Source organism: Bacillus cereus group sp. Bc031 (assembly GCF_027716265.1).
GTDB lineage: Bacteria > Bacillota > Bacilli > Bacillales > Bacillaceae_G > Bacillus_A > Bacillus_A paranthracis.
The window spans coordinates 20,226-36,549 of the sequence record NZ_JAQFUL010000016.1; the positions used below are offsets into that span (position 1 = coordinate 20,226).

The window sequence follows — 16,324 nt, forward strand, 5'->3', positions numbered from 1 at the left end:
CCACTAGTATCAAGCATTCACAACTATTTATTACATTTTATTTACAAAAAAAAGCAAACTCTTTTACAAGTTTGCTTTTTTCTATCTTATAATGCACATTCCTCAATCTCAAATCCTAAATCTTCAATCATACCCCAGTCTGCAGTCGGTTCTTGTCCAGCTGTCGTTAAGTAGTCTCCAACAAAAATAGAGTTTGCTGCAAATAAACCGATTGGCTGTACAGAACGTAAATTGATTTCACGCCCTCCTGAAATACGAATTTCTTTCGTTGGGTTTACAAAGCGCATCATCGCCAGTACTTTTAAACATTCTACTGGTGTTAACTCTTTTTGTCCTTCAAGCGGCGTACCCTTTACAGCAACAAGGAAATTACATGGAATTGAATCGGCATCTATACGTTGTAATTCGAATGCAATTTCAGCACGCTCTTCTATTGTCTCCCCCATTCCAAAGATCGCTCCTGAACATGGTGAAATACCCGCTTGTTTCGCTTTTTGAACTGTATCAACACGATCGTCATACGTATGAGTGGAGCAAATACTTTCGTAATTATTCGCATGTGTATTTAAGTTGTGGTTATAACGGTGTACACCCGCTTCCGCTAAACGTCCTGCTTGATCTTCGTTTAAGAAACCTAAACAACAACAAATCTTCAAGTCTGTCGTTTCACGAATCTCTTTAACTGCTCCAATTACGTGATTTACCTCTTTATCAGTCGGACGACGACCAGATGCTACAATACAATACGTACCCGCTTTACGGCGAATTGCTTCGTGCGCTCCTTCTACAATCTTTTCCTGCGTTAGCCATGCATATTTATCAATCGGTGCTTCTGAAATAATAGACTGTGAACAATATCCGCAATCTTCAGGGCATAATCCAGACTTCGTATTAATAATCATATTTAATTTTACTTTCTTACCAAAGTGATGGTGGCGAATGATATACGCAGCATTCATAATTTCTAAAATTTCTGTATCGTCAGCCTCTAATATCGCTATTGCATCTTCTTTCGTAATCACTTTCTCTTCTACTACGTCGTATGCAAGTTTTTTCCAATCCCTTTTTGTTTGTACTTGTTTCATTTCATCTCTTCCCCTCTTTTGTTATATGCACAAATAAAGCATGATACGTTGCCATTATCCCTTCATTTCCCGTGAAGTCTCTTTCGTATATGCGAAGCATCGCACGAAAGAGTGAGGGACTTTGACAATATGATTCTTCATTACTATTGGTCGCTCCTACTTTACGAATAGAATGTAGAAACTCCCTAACTTCTGTAAATCTCTCTATGTAACACGTTTCAGAAACATGTACATCCCCTGTTTCTATCTCACATATATGGCGCAACTGATTTTTCGAATAAAAACGTTGCCCAATCGATGTTTCATTTTGTATATTTTTTTCTTCTTTCGCCCGCTGGAACGAAGCATGCAATTCTTGAAATGTTTCCTGTCCAAATGTTGAAAAGAGTAATATCCCCTCTATAGATAAATGACGAAATAAATTTCTTATCACTTGTTTTAAATCATTTAGCCATTGAAATGTGGCATTTGAAATAATGACATCATACGTTTCTTCTAGTCGTAATCTTTCGATATCCTCACAATAAAATGTTACATTGTTTATATTTTGTCTAGTTCTCGCAACTGCAATCATACTTTCAGCAAAATCAATAGCTGTAATTTGTGCTTTCGGAAATAAGTTTGATAATTGCTCTGTAACATATCCTGTCCCGCATCCAAGTTCTAAAATACGTATCGATGAATTTGCACTATATCGCCGATTCAATGTAGAAAGTAATGAATGCGCCATCTTTTTTTGTACATTTGCATATTGATCGTAGGATACAGCTGCCACGTTAAATCGTTTTTGTAGTAACGTTTTGTTAATCATGTCGTATCCCCTCTACAAATTGAATGATTTCATTTGCGCAATATTCGAAATTCGTTACGCATAATGCATGTCCAGCCTCACTTACTACCTTGAGTGTGGCAGTTTCATTCTCAGCCATACTACATGCTGCAGACAATGGGCATATTACATCCCTCTCTCCGTGAATAAGTAGTATAGGGACGTTAATTTCTTTCAATGCTGCTCTCATATCTGTTTCTATTAAATAATCCAAACCGAATTGTAAAGACTGCATAGAATCACCTTTAAAATGTTTTACGATGTCTTCAAAACTTTTATTCTCTTTCAACTCATCTTTCGTAAACATATTTTCATAGAACCGCTTGAGCGTATCTTCTTTCCTTCTCTCCAAATTTCTTTTCAGCCGTTCTACATGCAAAGTATTCCATCCACTACTATAGTCACTTGTATTTGTAAATTTAGCAGTACCACCAATTAGCACGATACCCTTTGCCTTAATTTTTTTATAAGCTTGAATTGCCGCTAATGCTCCTAGTGACCATCCAACTAAAATTACATTTTCATCCTGTGCTACATCTATAATCCTGTTCGCAAACTCACTTTGTTCTTTCACGTTACGCCAATTAATGCATTGAACAGGATATCCTTTAAAATGGGGAAGTACTAAATCCCAAATATTTTCTTCCATTCCCCATCCAGGGATAAAAATAATCTTCAGCTCTTTCATACGAAAAGCTCCTCTTCTTTCGCAATGTGAGTAATTCGGTCAATAGCCCATTTTAAATCAGCTATTGTATGTTGCGATGTAACTGCAAAGCGAATTCGAGAACTATTAATCGGTACAGTTGGCGGACGAATTGCAATAGCTGCAATACCTACCTCTTGTAACCTTTTGCTAAACCGTAAAGCATTTTCATTTGAACCGACTACAATCGGTATAATATGAGTTGAACTATTCCCTATATCAAATCCAGCTTCTCGTAATTTGCTCCTGAAGTATTCTCCATTTGCTATAAGATTCTCTCTTCTCTTATGATCTTCTTGTACAATTTCAATTGCTTTTTGTACCGCTCCTAACGTTCCAGGCGGTAATGCAGTAGTAAAAATAAAACTTCTAATCATATTGTGTAAATACTCTATATAAATTGCATCGCCTGTCAAATACGCACCATAACACCCTAAAGCCTTGCTAAACGTCCCCATATGTATATCAATTTTTTGAGAAAGATCTTTTTCTATATGAGACAACCCTGCTCCATCAATTCCATATATTCCACTCGCATGCGCTTCATCCACTAAAATAATTGCCCCGTATTTCTCTTTCAGCTCTACTAACTCCCTCAAATACGCAGTATCACCATCCATACTAAAAACAGTATCTGTTACGATTAATTTCCGCTTTTCAGGTGACGCTGTTTTCAATAACTTCTCTAAATGATCCAAATCATTATGACGATACCTTTTATGCTCTGCCCCACTTAATATAATTCCATCAACAATGCTTGCGTGATTTAATTTGTCACTAAACACAATATCGTGACGACTCACTAATGAAGAGATCACTCCAATATTTGCGGTATATCCACTATTCACAACTAAGGCTTTTTCAGTGCCTTTCCAATCGCATATACTTCTCTCAACCTCTTCATACAGTGAATAGTTTCCTACCACGAGCCTTGATGCTGTCGCCCCAGTTCCATATTTTCTTGTACATGCGATAGCAGCTTCTTTTAACCTTTCATCTCCAGCTAACCCTAAATAATTATTTGACGCTAAATTTAGCATCCTTTTCTCATCTCGAATAAGCCATGTCTCTTCTGCTTGTTCTGTTACATGCAAATTACGATACTGCTCTCGCTCATGTAATTGTTGCAATTTAGATTGAAGATGTGTGCGCCACGTTTGATTCATTTCGGATAAGCTCCTCTAATTTTGAAATCATTATATATTCTTTAGCAGATTCCAAGACTTCTTCTCTTGTAAACTCACCTGCAAAGAATGGTAATAAACCTAAAACCGGTACCCCACTTAGCTCTTCAATCATTTCTTTATTTTCTTGCACTCTTTCCATTTCGCATTCTTTGCAGCCAGATAAAATGACACCTGCTACTGTTAAACCATATGCCTTTGCGTAAGCGATCGTTAAAACTGTATGATTTACTGTTCCTAATGTAGGGCGTGCTACTACAATAAGTGGAAGTTGTAATTCTTTTGCGAAATCAATTACTAAAGCATCCTCTGTATATGGAACAGCTAATCCACCTGCTCCTTCTACAAGTAGACTATTAAAATCTTTCAATCGTTCATTATAGTGATGAATAATGTCTTTTAACGTTACTGTCCTTCCAGCTCTTTTCATGGCAAGTCTCGGGGCAAGCGGCTCTTCAATAGAGTAAGGGCAAATTTCATCTTCTTTTGTCGGTACACCTGATAATGCCTTTAGCCTTGCTGCATCTCCTTCTGGATTTGATGCAACATGTCCACTTTGTAACGGTTTATATACCCCGATGTTATATCCCAGTTCTCTAAATACACCTGCTAATGCACCGGCGACTACAGTTTTCCCCACTTCAGTATCCGTTGCTGTTATAAAAAAGCCACTCATTATTCTCCCTCCGTAACATCCGAGATTGCTTTATACAAAATACGTAACATATCATCAATCTCATCAATTGTAGAAGCAAGAGGGGGCATAAACACAATCGTATTACCGAGCGGGCGCAAAATCATACCTAGTTCTCTTGAACGTTTACATACTTGAACACCGACTCTCTCTGTCCATTCAAACGCTTCTTTCGTTTCCTTATTCTTCACAAGTTCAATTCCAACCATTAACCCGCATTGACGAATGTCCCCTACATGTTTATATGCAAAGAGGTCTTCTAATTGCGTCGCCACATATTCTGTTTTACGTGCCACCTCTTCTATTAAATTTGTTTTCTCGTATAGTTCTAGATTTGCAATTGCTACCGCACACCCTAACGGATTCCCTGTATAACTATGTCCGTGGAAAAATGTTTTTTGTTCTTCATAGCCTCCTAAAAAGGCATTATAAATTTCATCTGTCGTTACAGTAATTGCAACTGGTAAATATCCGCCTGTTAAACCTTTTCCGGCTGTCAAAATATCCGGTGTTACATTTTCATGTTCACATGCAAACATTTTTCCAGTACGCCCAAATCCAGTCGCTACCTCGTCTGTAATAAATAGAACATTATATTTTGTACATAAATTACGTAGCCCTTTTAAGTATCCTTTTGGCATTGTAATCATACCGCCAGCACCTTGCATTAAAGGTTCTACAATAATCGCCGCAATCTCTTCATGTTTATCTTTCAGCAGCTCTTCCATTTCTTCTAAATGTTTTTTTACAATTTCCTCCTTATTATTTCCATAAGGAGAACGATATGTATATGGATAAGGCATTTTAATTGCTTCAAATAAAAGCGAACTATACACTTGGTGAAACAAGTCTATTGCTCCCACTGAAACAGCTCCAATTGTGTCACCATGATACGCTTCTTTTAATGTAACAAATCTTTGTTTCTTCGTTTTTCCTTTATGCTGCCAATATTGAAAGGCCATCTTAATTGCAATTTCAACAGCGCTAGAACCGGAGTCTGAATAAAACACTTTCTTCAAACCTTCTGGTACAACTTCAATTATTTTTTCGGCTAATAAAATAGATGGAACGTTAGCAAGCCCTAACATAGTAGAATGGGAAATTTTATTTAATTGCTCACGAATTGCCTCATCTAGTTCTGGCACTTGATGTCCATGAACATTTAACCAAATAGACGAAACACCGTCCCAATATTCATTTCCATTTACATCGTATAGCTTTCTTCCCTCTCCCCGTTCAATAATGACAGGATCTTCTTCTAAATAATCCTTCATTTGTGTAAATGGATGCCATACATAGGCTTTATTTTTCTCCGATAACTCTTCATATGTATATGATGGTTTGTCAGTCGTACTCTTACTAAAAGTCACAATTGTCACCCCTAATGTTAACTAGTTTATAAATATAGTTAACATTAAATCTAAATGACTGTCAATTATTTTTAAATCAAGTAGTTCTTAAAAAAGAACAACTTATCATAAGATAAGTTGTTCTACTTTCCATGTTGTATCTTTCCGATTTCTAAAATAATCTCTTCGTCTTTTTTTCCTTCTGTTTCAATTCCAAGTTGTTTTGCATGTTCAATCAATAGATCATGGTGCTTCTCAAATCTTGCGGTATTTACTTCTTTCGCAACCTCTTCTTTTGTTTTTCCTTCCGTAGAAACCCCTAGTTTATCAGCTGCTTTTTCCATCGACTTCTTCTCTTCAGCTTCTTTCGCTTTCTTCACTTCTAACTGCTGTATTTGCTTTTGCTTCGCCTGCTCTGATTCAGCTGCAAAAGCTGTGTAAATGCCAGCACTTCCGCCAATGACTAGTAAAGTGGTAAAAAGAATTATTTTTTTCTTCACTCTTTCCTCCCCTTTCAAATTCATTATAACGCACATTTTCATAGGATTAAAATCGTTCTCCTTTATTTCCCTAAAAAATTATTGAATATTTTTATTGACATGTGAGACGAATATATGATAAAAATTTAACTAACATCATATGAATCGGCATTGATAGGATTTAGTAGTATTTCGATTTCTGCTTTCAGAGAGCTGGTGGTCGGTGCGAACCAGTACAGAGCGAATTATGAATTACCCCCTGGAGCTTCTTTTGCGAAACGTAAGGAGTAGTGAAAGACGGTTATAGACCGTTATATCTAAAGAGTGGTGAAACGACACTGTTTCACAATTTAGGGTGGTACCGCGAACTTTTCGTCCCTGCATATATTGCAGGGGCGTTTTTATTTTATTAGCGCATATCATACGACCCTTTATTTTGTGATACATTCATTTCACAAGCTAGGGTGGTACCGCGATTTCTTCGTCCCTGCATAATTATATGCAGGGACGTTTTTTTATCCATTCATTTCCGTATCATATTAAAGAAACAACAATTACCGGTAATTTGTCACAAAATTCTAAAATTTAGAAGGAAATAAACAATATTGGCGAATTTTATATAAAAAAGAGCTATTTTAGATTACTTAGGAGGGGAAAACAATGGTTTCAAAAATTGAATCTGTTCTTTTAACAGTATTTATCTTTTTCTGCATTGGCTTTAGTGTTATTCAATTAGAAGTTTCACCACACATCCCAATTTTATTTGGTATCGTTTTTTTATTAGCATTTGGATTTATGAAAAAAATTGATTGGTCTACGATGGAAAAAGGAATGATAAGTAGTATTTCAGCTGGTATTCCATCTATTTTTATATTCTTAATTGTAGGCGTATTAATTAGTGTTTGGACCGCTGCTGGAACAATTCCAACTTTAATGGTATACGGCTTCCAGCTTGTATCCCCAAAAATTTTCATTCCAACTGTTTTTGTTGTTTGTGCAATTGTTGGAACAAGTATCGGTAGTGCCTTTACAACTGCCGCAACTGTAGGACTTGCCTTTATGGGCATGGGTAGTGCTCTCGGATACGATCCTGCTCTAATCGCTGGTGCAATTATTTCTGGTGCATTCTTTGGAGATAAAATGTCTCCTTTATCTGATACAACAAATTTAGCGCCAGCTGTAACGGGTGTAGATTTATTTGAGCATATTCGTAACATGCTTTGGACAACAGTTCCAGCTTTCATTATTGCTTTTATCGCATTTTTCATTTTAGGAAGCGGTACTAGTGGAGACGTTGACTTCACAAACTTCATTAGCACATTAGAGAAAAATGCAACGATTTCTATCTTTACACTTATTCCAATTTTATTACTGTTCCTATTCGCATTTAAAAAAGTTCCAGCAGTTCCAACATTACTTGCTGGAATTATAGTAGGGATCATTATCCTATTTATATTTAAACCTAGTACTTCTTTAACTGATTTAATGAAAATTATGCAAGACGGTTACGTTTCTAAAACGGGTATGAAAGATATTGATAGCTTATTATCTCGCGGTGGCCTGCAAAGTATGATGATGTCAATCGCTCTTATTTTCCTAGCTCTTTGTATGGGAGGATTATTACAAGGAATGGGTATTATTACGCAGCTAATGAATATCATCTCTAGCTTCGTAAAAACTAGCACACGTTTAATTATTTCTACTGCTTCAACTGCAATCGGTGTGAACTTCTTACTTGGTGAGCAGTACTTATCTATCGTTTTAACAGGACAAGCATTCGCTAATAAATATGATGAAGTCGGTTTAGAACGTCGTAATTTATCACGTGTATTAGAAGATGCAGGTACAGTTATTAACCCGCTCGTACCATGGGGAGTAAGTGGCGTATTCTTATCGAACGTCCTTGGCGTTCCAACTTTTGATTACGTTCCATTCGCAATCTTCTGCTTAGCTTGTCCAGTTGTAACAATTATCGTCGGCTTTACTGGATTTGGCCTTTCATGGAAGAAGGAAAAAGCTGTAACACTTTCATAATATATCAAAAAGGATTACCTGAATCGGTAATCCTTTTTATATTTCTCCACTATCTATTTGCTTTCTTTCTTCTAAATAACAGAAGGAATCCTGCTCCAACAAACGCCAAACCTGCTCCAATTGTAGAAACAACACTTGTACCTGTTTTCGGTAAATCACGTTCTTCTTTCTTTTCACTTACAGTTGTTGTTTCTTTTACGTTTTGATTATCCGTTGTAGTTTGTCCAGATCCTGTATTATTACCTTCATCTGTTGGTGGTGTCGTTGGATTTTCTCCATTATTTCCTTCACCTGTTGGTGGTGTCGTTGGATTTTCTCCATTATTTCCTTCACTTGTTGGTGGTGTCGTTGGATTTTCTCCATTATTTCCTTCACCTGTTGGCGGTGTTGTTGGATTCTCTCCACCAGTTTCTTTATCATCATCGTTCTTCTTCGTTATATCAATTGCATATTTAGCAAATTCATTTTCAGATGGTCCAACATATGATATTTTTCCATCTTTCTTTATATACTTTTGTGCATTTGGTGAAGAATCGAATGTTGTATGTAATTTATCGGCAACAATCGGTTTAAACGTCCAATTTTTATCTGCTGCTGGATCAATAACTGGCGTTTCTTGCATATACTTCACAATGATTTGACGCGTTTCATATTGTGATTGGTATACAACCTCCCCTTTGCTTACACCCGGGAACGTTTGGCTACTTCCACGATAGTTATTTGTAGCGACGATAAACTCTTGATTGTCAGCTACTGGCTTACCTCCATATGTCATATTTATAATACGATTCGTATTAGCATTTATAACTTTTCCATCTTTATCGTATTTCGCTGGTTGTGTTACATCAATTTCGTATTTTAAGCCATCTAAAATATCAAAGTTATATGTAGGGTATCCGATATTTACTAATGGCTGTTCTTCTGTTTTCTTTGGATCAATTTGATTAAACTGACCTGCAGACATTTCAAGCCATTCTTTTACTTGTGCCCCATTTACTTTTACAGCATATAATGTATTGGGATATACATATAAATCTGCAACGTTTTTAATCGCTAACGTTCCAGCTGGAATATCCGTATAATATGTAGCACCGTTTCGGCCACCCGCTTTAAATGGTGCTCCTGCAGATAAAACTGGAATTCCTTTATATTTGCTGTACTGTCCATTTTCAGCAAATAACTTTTCTACATACCATTTTTGTGCATTTGTCACAAGTTGTACAGAAGGATCATCTTGTACTAATGAGAAATAACTATTAATTGGCGCTGTCGTTTTTCCTACAGCAGTATTCACATAATCAATTGTCGCTTGGTGATCATCTTTAATTTCATTAACTAAATTTTGATCAGATTGTACGAGTGGGTTTCCTTTACTATCAGCAATCGGACGAAGTTGCGGCTTCGATTGCTCTTTTTGTACTTCCCATTTTCCATTTACTTTTTTCAATTGCATATCTATAATACCTAAGTTACTTCCAAAGACACCAGGCATTACAACTGGAACACCATTAAATACGTCCTTCACTTCAGTATGTGAATGTCCCATTAATACCGCATCTACACCAGGAACTTCTGTTAAATAATACGATGCGTTTTCCATGCCAACATTGTAACCACTCTTATCAACACCTGAATGCGCTAGTGCAACGATAACATCGGCACCTTCTGCTTTCATTTTTGGCACCATTTTTTTCGCTGTTTCAACTATATCTTTTGCTTTCACTTTTCCTTCTAGATTTGCTTTATCCCAGTTCATAACTTGAGGTGGAACAAATCCCATTACGCCAATTTTCACTTTTTGTTTTTGACCTGATTCATCTTCTACTTCTTTTTCAAAAACATGATATGGTTTAAAGTAATTTTGATCATTCTCTTCATTATTATCTTTATCATCTTTATAGACGTTCGAGTTAATAACCGGGAATTCTGTTTTACTAATTACTTTGTTTAAATAATCTAAACCGTAGTTAAATTCATGATTCCCAAGAGAGATGACGTCATACTTCATTAAATTCATTAAACGATATAATGGGTGCGTATAACTAGGATCCACAGGCTTCTTCGGATCATTTATTTTATTCGCTACATAATCTCCAAGCGGTGTCCCTTGTAATGCATCCCCATCATCAAACAGGACAGAGTTCTTCGCTTCTTCACGCGCTTTATTCACAAGTGTTGCAGTTTGCACGAGACCTACTTTATTATCGGTTTTCGTTTGATAATAATCGTAATTCATTAAGTTAACGTGAATATCTGATGTTTCTAGAATTCGTAAGTTAACCGTACTCTCCCCAGTTTGCTCATCCGCATGAGCTGTTGCTGGCAATACTTGCGGCGCTATAACACCAATAGCAAGAGTTGCTCCAGCTAGCATTTTTTTTGACTTTTTCACAAAAAATCCCCCTTATACAATTACCAAAGAATAATGAAATGAATTTCTAGCATTCTCTAACCACATACCTTTTTTCTTCTAGTAGATACACGATTTTCATTTCACCCTACGCTAACGAGTAGTCTCCTTAAACGATCCATTGATGGAGACTAGCAATTAACGGGAGATAAAGCTCCCACTATGTAGAATTTCACCTTATCTGACATTATCATATATAATGTACTTTCATATCGTCAATATTTTTTTACATACTTCTACAAATTTTCTGTAAAGTTATTGTAAACTTTTCATAAACATATAATATGCCCTTACATTGTTAATACTGCTGAATATGATACAATTACCAATTACAAGGAGGATGAATTATGAAAAAAGTCATCTTAACAATTGTTTGTCTCCTCCTTCTAATCATTTCTTATTCTTATTTTGAAAAGAACGATGAGACAAAACAAAATGAACCCGAAGAAAAAACAGAAAAAACATCTACTCCAAGTTGGATTGATAAGCAAACAAACGATTCCTTTTATCATCTCGTACTAGGTGATTCGCTCGCCAAAGGATATGGATCGACACAAGGTGGATTTGCTGAATTAGCCTCTAAACAAATAGAAGCACAAATTCATAAACCAATTACTGTAGAAAACCTTGGGATAAACGGTCTTACAACAGATCGTCTCGCTAAAAAGGTTGAATCAGAAGATGTAAAGCAAAAAATTAGAGCAGCCAATATTATTACAATTAACATTGGGGGAAATAATTTATTTCGCTTAAATCGTGATGTCGGTGTTATAGACGGTATTAAAATGTTAAATAAAGAAAAAGCTCATTTTGAAGCGGATGTAAAAAATATTGTAAAGACAGTCCGAGATCAAAATCCGGATGCTTTACTCATTCTTTCTGAACTCTATAACCCGTTACAACTCGATGACTCCATCGCAAGTTATGCAGATATGTTTTTAGACGGATGGAATGAATCCGTTTATTCCATTGCAAAAGCAAATCAACCATCTATCGTTTTACCAATTCGCAAATTAATATCGAATGATAAGAAAGATTTACTCTTTGACCAAGTACACCCAAATGATAAAGGCTATTCGATTATTGCCGATTCCTTTACAAAAAAAGTGTTGGCCTACAAATATTAAAATTCGCATGAAACAATTCTATTTTTATAACATGTCTTTTTTGTTATAATGAGAGTGGAAGGGGGCCTTTATATGGAATCACGCGAGTGGGAACGTATTGTTGATCATCTTCTTTCGCTAGTGCCTCTTTTTTATCGCAAATTTATGCTTCCTGGAGAATTTTCTTCTCAAAGACATATGCCGCCATCACATACACAAGTATTACTGCTTCTGCATGAAAATGGCACATTAGCAGTTTCCGAAATCGGCAAGCGGCTAGCGATTTCACGGCCTAACATGACACCTCTATTAAACAAACTGATCCAAGAAGAACTAATAGAGCGTCATTATAGCGAAAAAGATCGACGGGTCATTTTAATTTCCCTGACAGCTGAAGGGAAATTGTTAGTAAATCAGTATCAACAATTCATTTTAGACAAATTAAAAGAAAATTTCCAAACGTTATCTGAGGAAGAACGTGAAAAACTCATTCACTCTCTTCAAACCATTCAAAATTTAATTTTGAAAACAAACGTATAAAGCTGCTTCTAAATAGAAGCAGCTTTATGATTCGTAATAATTGCCATAGTATACATTTGAATATGGCCATGTCGTTAAATATGGTTTTTGATCTTGCGTAGGTTGTTGCGATGGTATTTGCGGTAGTTGTTGTTGTCGATATAATTCATATTGCCTACTCGTATCATAAACCGGATAATAATTTACATATGGATATACTTGCGGTACGTAATAATAATACATTCATTCTCTCCTCCTTTTTCTTAAACATATTCAAAGGAGAAAATGAGTGTGACACTCTTTATATTTGCATGAGTGGTTCTCTCACTCTTTTCTTTCTGTTCTTCAAACGTAACTTACGGTTCTTTTCATATAAATAATGCACAACGAAATATGAAACTACACCAAACACAACCCCTAAAATCGTCATTCCAATTAATACATACACTTCACTCTGTAATAAGCTCTTTAATATCGTAAAAATGTGACTTGAAAACAAGTCCGATATTGTAAAGGGTTCATGATGTATTTTTTGCACATGAAATGGATAAATCATTTTCCCTAGCGCATACGCAAGCGGAAATAAAACTACTGGGAGAAACGATATTTTTCCAATAATATTGCCAATCACCGCGGCAGGAAAAGATCCCTTTGCTAACCTGACGATTGGATAAAATATTAAATAGACGAGCGATGCTGTATATATAACCAACATCTCTAAACCAAAACCAATCGCAAAACCTAACGATACTTTCTTCGCTCCTTCTGGTGATCGAAGCAACTTATAATATTGAAACTTTAATATTCTCCACATCCGCTGAAAAAACGAATATGTTTTCTTAGTTGTTTTCACTCTCATCATCTCTTTAACTATATTTTTATACCTAGTATGCCCTTACACACCCCGAAAAACAAATTTCATTTCCTCTTTTATTATAGATGATATCGAAATAGTTAACTAAATATACATATGACATTTCAATAAAAAAAATACACCTCCAATTGTTATTTGTGTCTCACAACTGGAGGTGTACATCATTTAGGAAAGCTCTTCTACATTTTTAAATAAACTTACTAATAATGCTTTTTGCGCATGCAATCGATTACCGGCTTGCTCAAATACGATAGATTTTGGCCCATCTATAATTTCGCCTGTTACTTCTTCTTCACGATGGGCAGGTAAACAGTGTAAGAAGCGATATGTTTGCTTCGCATGCTTAACAAGTTCATTATTGATTTGGTATGGTTGAAACAACGTATATTTCTCTTCTTCGCCCTCTTGCCCCATGCTCATCCAAACGTCAGTATAAATGAAATCTGCTTCATTCACCGCTAATTCAGGGTTATGCAAAATTTCAATTTCAGCTCCTGTTTCCTTGGCAATCGCTAACGCTTTTTTTACAATCTCTTCATTCGGTTCATACCCTATAGGCGTTGCAACAGTCATATGCATTCCAACTTTTGCACTCGCTAACAACAATGAATGACATACATTATTTCCATCACCTACGTAAGCCAATTTTATTCCTTTAAATGTATTTGTTTCTTCGTATATTGTCATTAAGTCTGCCAATGCTTGACAAGGATGATGGTCATCCGTTAATCCATTAATAACAGGTATGCTCGATTCTTTTGCAAGCTCTTCTACATCCGCATGTGAGAATGTACGTATCATAATCCCGTCAATATACTGCGATAATACTTTCGCAGTATCTGAAACAGTTTCTCCTCTTCCCATTTGCATCTCTTTTCCACTTAAAAACATACCATGTCCCCCAAGCTGTACCATTCCTGCTTCAAAAGATACACGAGTACGAGTTGAATGTTTATCAAAGATAAGACCTAATATTTTGCCTTGCAGTAAAGGCTCTTGCTTATTCTTTTTTAAATATATTGCGAACTCAATTAAAGAAATAATTTCTTCTTGCGTTAGTTCTTCTAATGTTAAAAGGTCTTTCGTATTTAATTTCGGTACTTGTACAGTTGACATGAAAATTCCCCCTTATATGATTGATACGTTTTTTGTACAAACTACTTTTTTTATCATATATACTGCCTGTTCTAGTTCTTCATTCGTTACAATAAGTGGCGGTAATAGTCTTATAACATTAGGTCCTGCTTGTAATACGAGAAGTCCTTCTTCTTCTAGTTGTTCTATAAAACTTGCAACTTCATGCGTACATTCAATTCCAACCATAAGCCCCTTACCACGTATATTTTGAATACATTCGACATGTCGTAATTCCTCTTGCAACTTCTGTAATACGTACTCGCCCTTTTCCTTTACTTCTTTTAAAAACGATGGTCTTTTAATTATTTGCAATACTTCTTTCGCCGCAGCCATTGCAACATAATTTCCACCAAACGTTGAACCATGTGACCCTGCAGGAAACGATATTCCAAGTTCTTTCCGGCCAATCATTGCTCCAACTGGAATGCCATTTCCAAGCGCCTTAGCAGTAGTAACGATATGAGGTGTTATTCCCATTTGTTCGTAAGCAAATAATGTCCCTGTTCTTCCGATTCCTGTTTGGACTTCGTCTATAATAAATAAGGACCCGAACTTCTTACATAATGCTTCAATCGCTTTCAAAAAAGATAGATCAGCAGGTATGACTCCTCCCTCTCCTTGAACAACTTCTATCATTACTGCCGCAACTTCTTCATTCATTACTTCCTCTAATGCCTTTATATCGTTAAATGGTGTATGTAAAAAAGATGGAAGGAGCGGACCAAATCCTTCTTTCACTTTATTTTGTCCCGTCGCACTCATCGTTCCGAATGTTCTACCGTGAAAAGATTGCTCGCATGTTACGACGAGAGATTTTTCAGTATGCTTACGGGCTAGCTTCAAAGCAGCTTCATTCGCCTCTGCCCCGCTATTACAGAAGAACACATAATCTAATGCTATGTTTTCTGTTAATAATGACGCGACTTCTTCTTGTAAGCTGTTTGTAAACAGGTTAGATATATGCCATATTTCATGCAGTTGCTCTTGTACAGCTTTCATAACAGTAGAATGACAATGTCCTAAATTACATACACCGATTCCTGATGTGAAATCTAAATATTGCTTACTGTTATTATCAATGACTTTCGTTCCTTTTCCCTTTACAAACTCAATCTTTCTTCTCCCATACGTTTGAAAAAGATGACTTGTCATGCAATACTCACACCCCTCGTTACCGTCGTTCCGATACACTCACCTGTAACCTCGGTAAAATCCTTCATCCCATTTACGATACTAATCTTTTGCACTCCCATTTTTAATGATGCTAGTGCTGCCTGTACTTTCGGAATCATCCCACCGGTAATAACACCGTTTTCTATAAAATTAACAATCTCAAATTCGTCGGTTTTCTTTACTAACTTTCCTTCATGCAATACCCCATCTACATCTGTAATAAAAATGAGTTCTTTTGCAGATAATGCGGCCGCAATCCCAGCTGCAGCGGTATCCGCATTTATGTTATAAATCTCATTATCATTTATGCCGACCGGAGCAATAACAGGAATATAATTCATATTTATTAATCCTTTTAGTAAGGCCGTTTCGACATACCTTACTTCTCCCACATATCCTATCTCCTCACTGACAGGTTGAACTTGAAGTAGATTGCCGTCACATCCTGAACAACCTACCGCTCGTAAATTATGCTTTTGTAAATTCATTACGAGTTTTTTATTCGTACTTCCACATAACACCATTTGAACAACATCCATAACTTCTTTTGGTGTTACCCGTAATCCATCTCTTTTTTCTACGTTGATGTTACAATCTTTTAATTGGGCATCAATTTCTGGGCCACCACCATGAACAATCACTACTTTATACTTCTGTTGTAATTTCTTTATGCAATCAAAAAACACATCATTTAATTGATCCAACATACTACCGCCGCATTTCACTACAATATAATCGCTCATCT

16 protein-coding genes and 1 other annotated feature are annotated in these 16,324 nt (G+C 36.2%); of the genes, 3 read left to right on the top strand and 13 right to left on the bottom strand.

Annotated features, from left to right (window positions below; all coding sequences use genetic code 11):
- Positions 1-86: 86 nt before the first annotated feature.
- From bioB to PDQ33_RS08970, 7 genes are all read right to left on the bottom strand, one after another.
- Positions 87-1,085 carry a biotin synthase gene (gene bioB, locus PDQ33_RS08940; protein WP_000815866.1) on the bottom strand — a complete coding sequence of 333 codons (999 nt, stop codon included), beginning with the start codon at positions 1,083-1,085 and terminating at the stop codon, positions 87-89.
- 1 nt (position 1,086) lies between these two features.
- A complete protein-coding gene (gene bioC / locus PDQ33_RS08945; RefSeq protein WP_000608932.1) occupies positions 1,087-1,896 on the bottom strand; it encodes a malonyl-ACP O-methyltransferase BioC in 810 nt (269 codons plus the stop codon).
- Entirely contained in the window at positions 1,889-2,602 is a 714-nt protein-coding gene (locus PDQ33_RS08950) for an alpha/beta fold hydrolase (protein WP_000661275.1), read from the bottom strand. Before PDQ33_RS08950 ends, bioC begins: the two co-directional genes overlap by 8 nt.
- Positions 2,599-3,786: an 8-amino-7-oxononanoate synthase gene (gene bioF, locus PDQ33_RS08955; protein WP_061132227.1), complete on the bottom strand. Its 1,188-nt coding sequence runs from the start codon at positions 3,784-3,786 to the stop codon at positions 2,599-2,601. The genes PDQ33_RS08950 and bioF overlap by 4 nt, the downstream gene beginning before the upstream one ends.
- A complete protein-coding gene (gene bioD, locus PDQ33_RS08960) occupies positions 3,752-4,480 on the bottom strand; it encodes an ATP-dependent dethiobiotin synthetase BioD (RefSeq protein WP_000012488.1) in 729 nt (242 codons plus the stop codon). Before bioD ends, bioF begins: the two co-directional genes overlap by 35 nt.
- Positions 4,480-5,868 carry an adenosylmethionine--8-amino-7-oxononanoate transaminase gene (gene bioA / locus PDQ33_RS08965; protein ID WP_061132226.1) on the bottom strand — a complete coding sequence of 463 codons (1,389 nt, stop codon included), beginning with the start codon at positions 5,866-5,868 and terminating at the stop codon, positions 4,480-4,482. The genes bioD and bioA overlap by 1 nt, the downstream gene beginning before the upstream one ends.
- A 122-nt stretch (positions 5,869-5,990) precedes the next feature.
- A complete protein-coding gene (locus PDQ33_RS08970) occupies positions 5,991-6,347 on the bottom strand; it encodes a hypothetical protein (protein ID WP_061132225.1) in 357 nt (118 codons plus the stop codon).
- Between the two features lie 141 nt (positions 6,348-6,488).
- Positions 6,489-6,709: a binding site (T-box leader), on the top strand.
- Positions 6,710-6,986: 277 nt separating this feature from the next.
- Between PDQ33_RS08970 and nhaC the strand changes: the two genes are divergently transcribed.
- The gene (nhaC, locus tag PDQ33_RS08975; protein ID WP_270755380.1) at positions 6,987-8,360 is read left to right on the top strand and encodes a Na+/H+ antiporter NhaC; all 1,374 of its coding nucleotides are present in this window, start codon (positions 6,987-6,989) and stop codon (positions 8,358-8,360) included.
- A 49-nt stretch (positions 8,361-8,409) separates the two neighbouring features.
- On the opposite strand, the gene cpdB is transcribed toward nhaC, so the two are convergent.
- Positions 8,410-10,752 carry a bifunctional 2',3'-cyclic-nucleotide 2'-phosphodiesterase/3'-nucleotidase gene (gene cpdB, locus PDQ33_RS08980; protein ID WP_270392894.1) on the bottom strand — a complete coding sequence of 781 codons (2,343 nt, stop codon included), beginning with the start codon at positions 10,750-10,752 and terminating at the stop codon, positions 8,410-8,412.
- A 365-nt stretch (positions 10,753-11,117) separates the two neighbouring features.
- Here cpdB and PDQ33_RS08985 point away from each other — a divergent pair, with 365 nt between their 5' ends.
- Entirely contained in the window at positions 11,118-11,897 is a 780-nt protein-coding gene (locus PDQ33_RS08985; protein ID WP_000755836.1) for a GDSL-type esterase/lipase family protein, read from the top strand.
- A 72-nt stretch (positions 11,898-11,969) separates the two neighbouring features.
- Positions 11,970-12,416: a MarR family winged helix-turn-helix transcriptional regulator gene (locus PDQ33_RS08990; RefSeq protein WP_000445819.1), complete on the top strand. Its 447-nt coding sequence runs from the start codon at positions 11,970-11,972 to the stop codon at positions 12,414-12,416.
- 24 nt (positions 12,417-12,440) lie between these two features.
- On the opposite strand, the gene PDQ33_RS08995 is transcribed toward PDQ33_RS08990, so the two are convergent.
- The 5 genes from PDQ33_RS08995 to argB all read right to left on the bottom strand — a co-directional run bounded on the left by PDQ33_RS08995 (position 12,441) and on the right by argB (position 16,322).
- Positions 12,441-12,638, bottom strand: coding sequence for a hypothetical protein (locus tag PDQ33_RS08995; RefSeq protein ID WP_000291952.1), 198 nt, complete (start codon positions 12,636-12,638; stop codon positions 12,441-12,443).
- A gap of 58 nt (positions 12,639-12,696) precedes the next feature.
- Positions 12,697-13,257 (bottom strand): DUF2062 domain-containing protein, encoded by a 561-nt coding sequence (locus PDQ33_RS09000; protein ID WP_002028428.1) that lies wholly within the window; start codon positions 13,255-13,257, stop codon positions 12,697-12,699.
- Positions 13,258-13,434: 177 nt separating this feature from the next.
- Positions 13,435-14,385: an ornithine carbamoyltransferase gene (gene argF, locus PDQ33_RS09005; RefSeq protein WP_000108891.1), complete on the bottom strand. Its 951-nt coding sequence runs from the start codon at positions 14,383-14,385 to the stop codon at positions 13,435-13,437.
- 12 nt (positions 14,386-14,397) lie between these two features.
- A complete protein-coding gene (gene argD, locus PDQ33_RS09010; RefSeq protein WP_061132222.1) occupies positions 14,398-15,558 on the bottom strand; it encodes an acetylornithine transaminase in 1,161 nt (386 codons plus the stop codon).
- On the bottom strand, positions 15,555-16,322 hold the full coding sequence (gene argB / locus PDQ33_RS09015) for an acetylglutamate kinase (protein WP_001286784.1): 768 nt from the start codon (positions 16,320-16,322) through the stop codon (positions 15,555-15,557). The genes argD and argB overlap by 4 nt, the downstream gene beginning before the upstream one ends.
- Between the last annotated feature and the right edge of the window lie 2 nt (positions 16,323-16,324).

What these genes read in the sequence shown, in the direction of transcription:
- PDQ33_RS09000 (WP_002028428.1), bottom strand. Translation starts at nt 13,257, where the DNA reads ATGATGAGAGTGAAAACAACTAAGAAAACATATTCGTTTTTTCAGCGG.
- argB (WP_001286784.1), bottom strand. Translation starts at nt 16,322, where the DNA reads ATGAGCGATTATATTGTAGTGAAATGCGGCGGTAGTATGTTGGATCAA.
- bioD (WP_000012488.1), bottom strand. Translation starts at nt 4,480, where the DNA reads ATGAGTGGCTTTTTTATAACAGCAACGGATACTGAAGTGGGGAAAACT.
- bioB (WP_000815866.1), bottom strand. Translation starts at nt 1,085, where the DNA reads ATGAAACAAGTACAAACAAAAAGGGATTGGAAAAAACTTGCATACGAC.
- nhaC (WP_270755380.1), top strand. Translation starts at nt 6,987, where the DNA reads ATGGTTTCAAAAATTGAATCTGTTCTTTTAACAGTATTTATCTTTTTC.
- bioF (WP_061132227.1), bottom strand. Translation starts at nt 3,786, where the DNA reads ATGAATCAAACGTGGCGCACACATCTTCAATCTAAATTGCAACAATTA.
- argF (WP_000108891.1), bottom strand. Translation starts at nt 14,385, where the DNA reads ATGTCAACTGTACAAGTACCGAAATTAAATACGAAAGACCTTTTAACA.
- bioC (WP_000608932.1), bottom strand. Translation starts at nt 1,896, where the DNA reads ATGATTAACAAAACGTTACTACAAAAACGATTTAACGTGGCAGCTGTA.
- argD (WP_061132222.1), bottom strand. Translation starts at nt 15,558, where the DNA reads ATGACAAGTCATCTTTTTCAAACGTATGGGAGAAGAAAGATTGAGTTT.
- PDQ33_RS08985 (WP_000755836.1), top strand. Translation starts at nt 11,118, where the DNA reads ATGAAAAAAGTCATCTTAACAATTGTTTGTCTCCTCCTTCTAATCATT.
- PDQ33_RS08950 (WP_000661275.1), bottom strand. Translation starts at nt 2,602, where the DNA reads ATGAAAGAGCTGAAGATTATTTTTATCCCTGGATGGGGAATGGAAGAA.
- PDQ33_RS08995 (WP_000291952.1), bottom strand. Translation starts at nt 12,638, where the DNA reads ATGTATTATTATTACGTACCGCAAGTATATCCATATGTAAATTATTAT.
- PDQ33_RS08990 (WP_000445819.1), top strand. Translation starts at nt 11,970, where the DNA reads ATGGAATCACGCGAGTGGGAACGTATTGTTGATCATCTTCTTTCGCTA.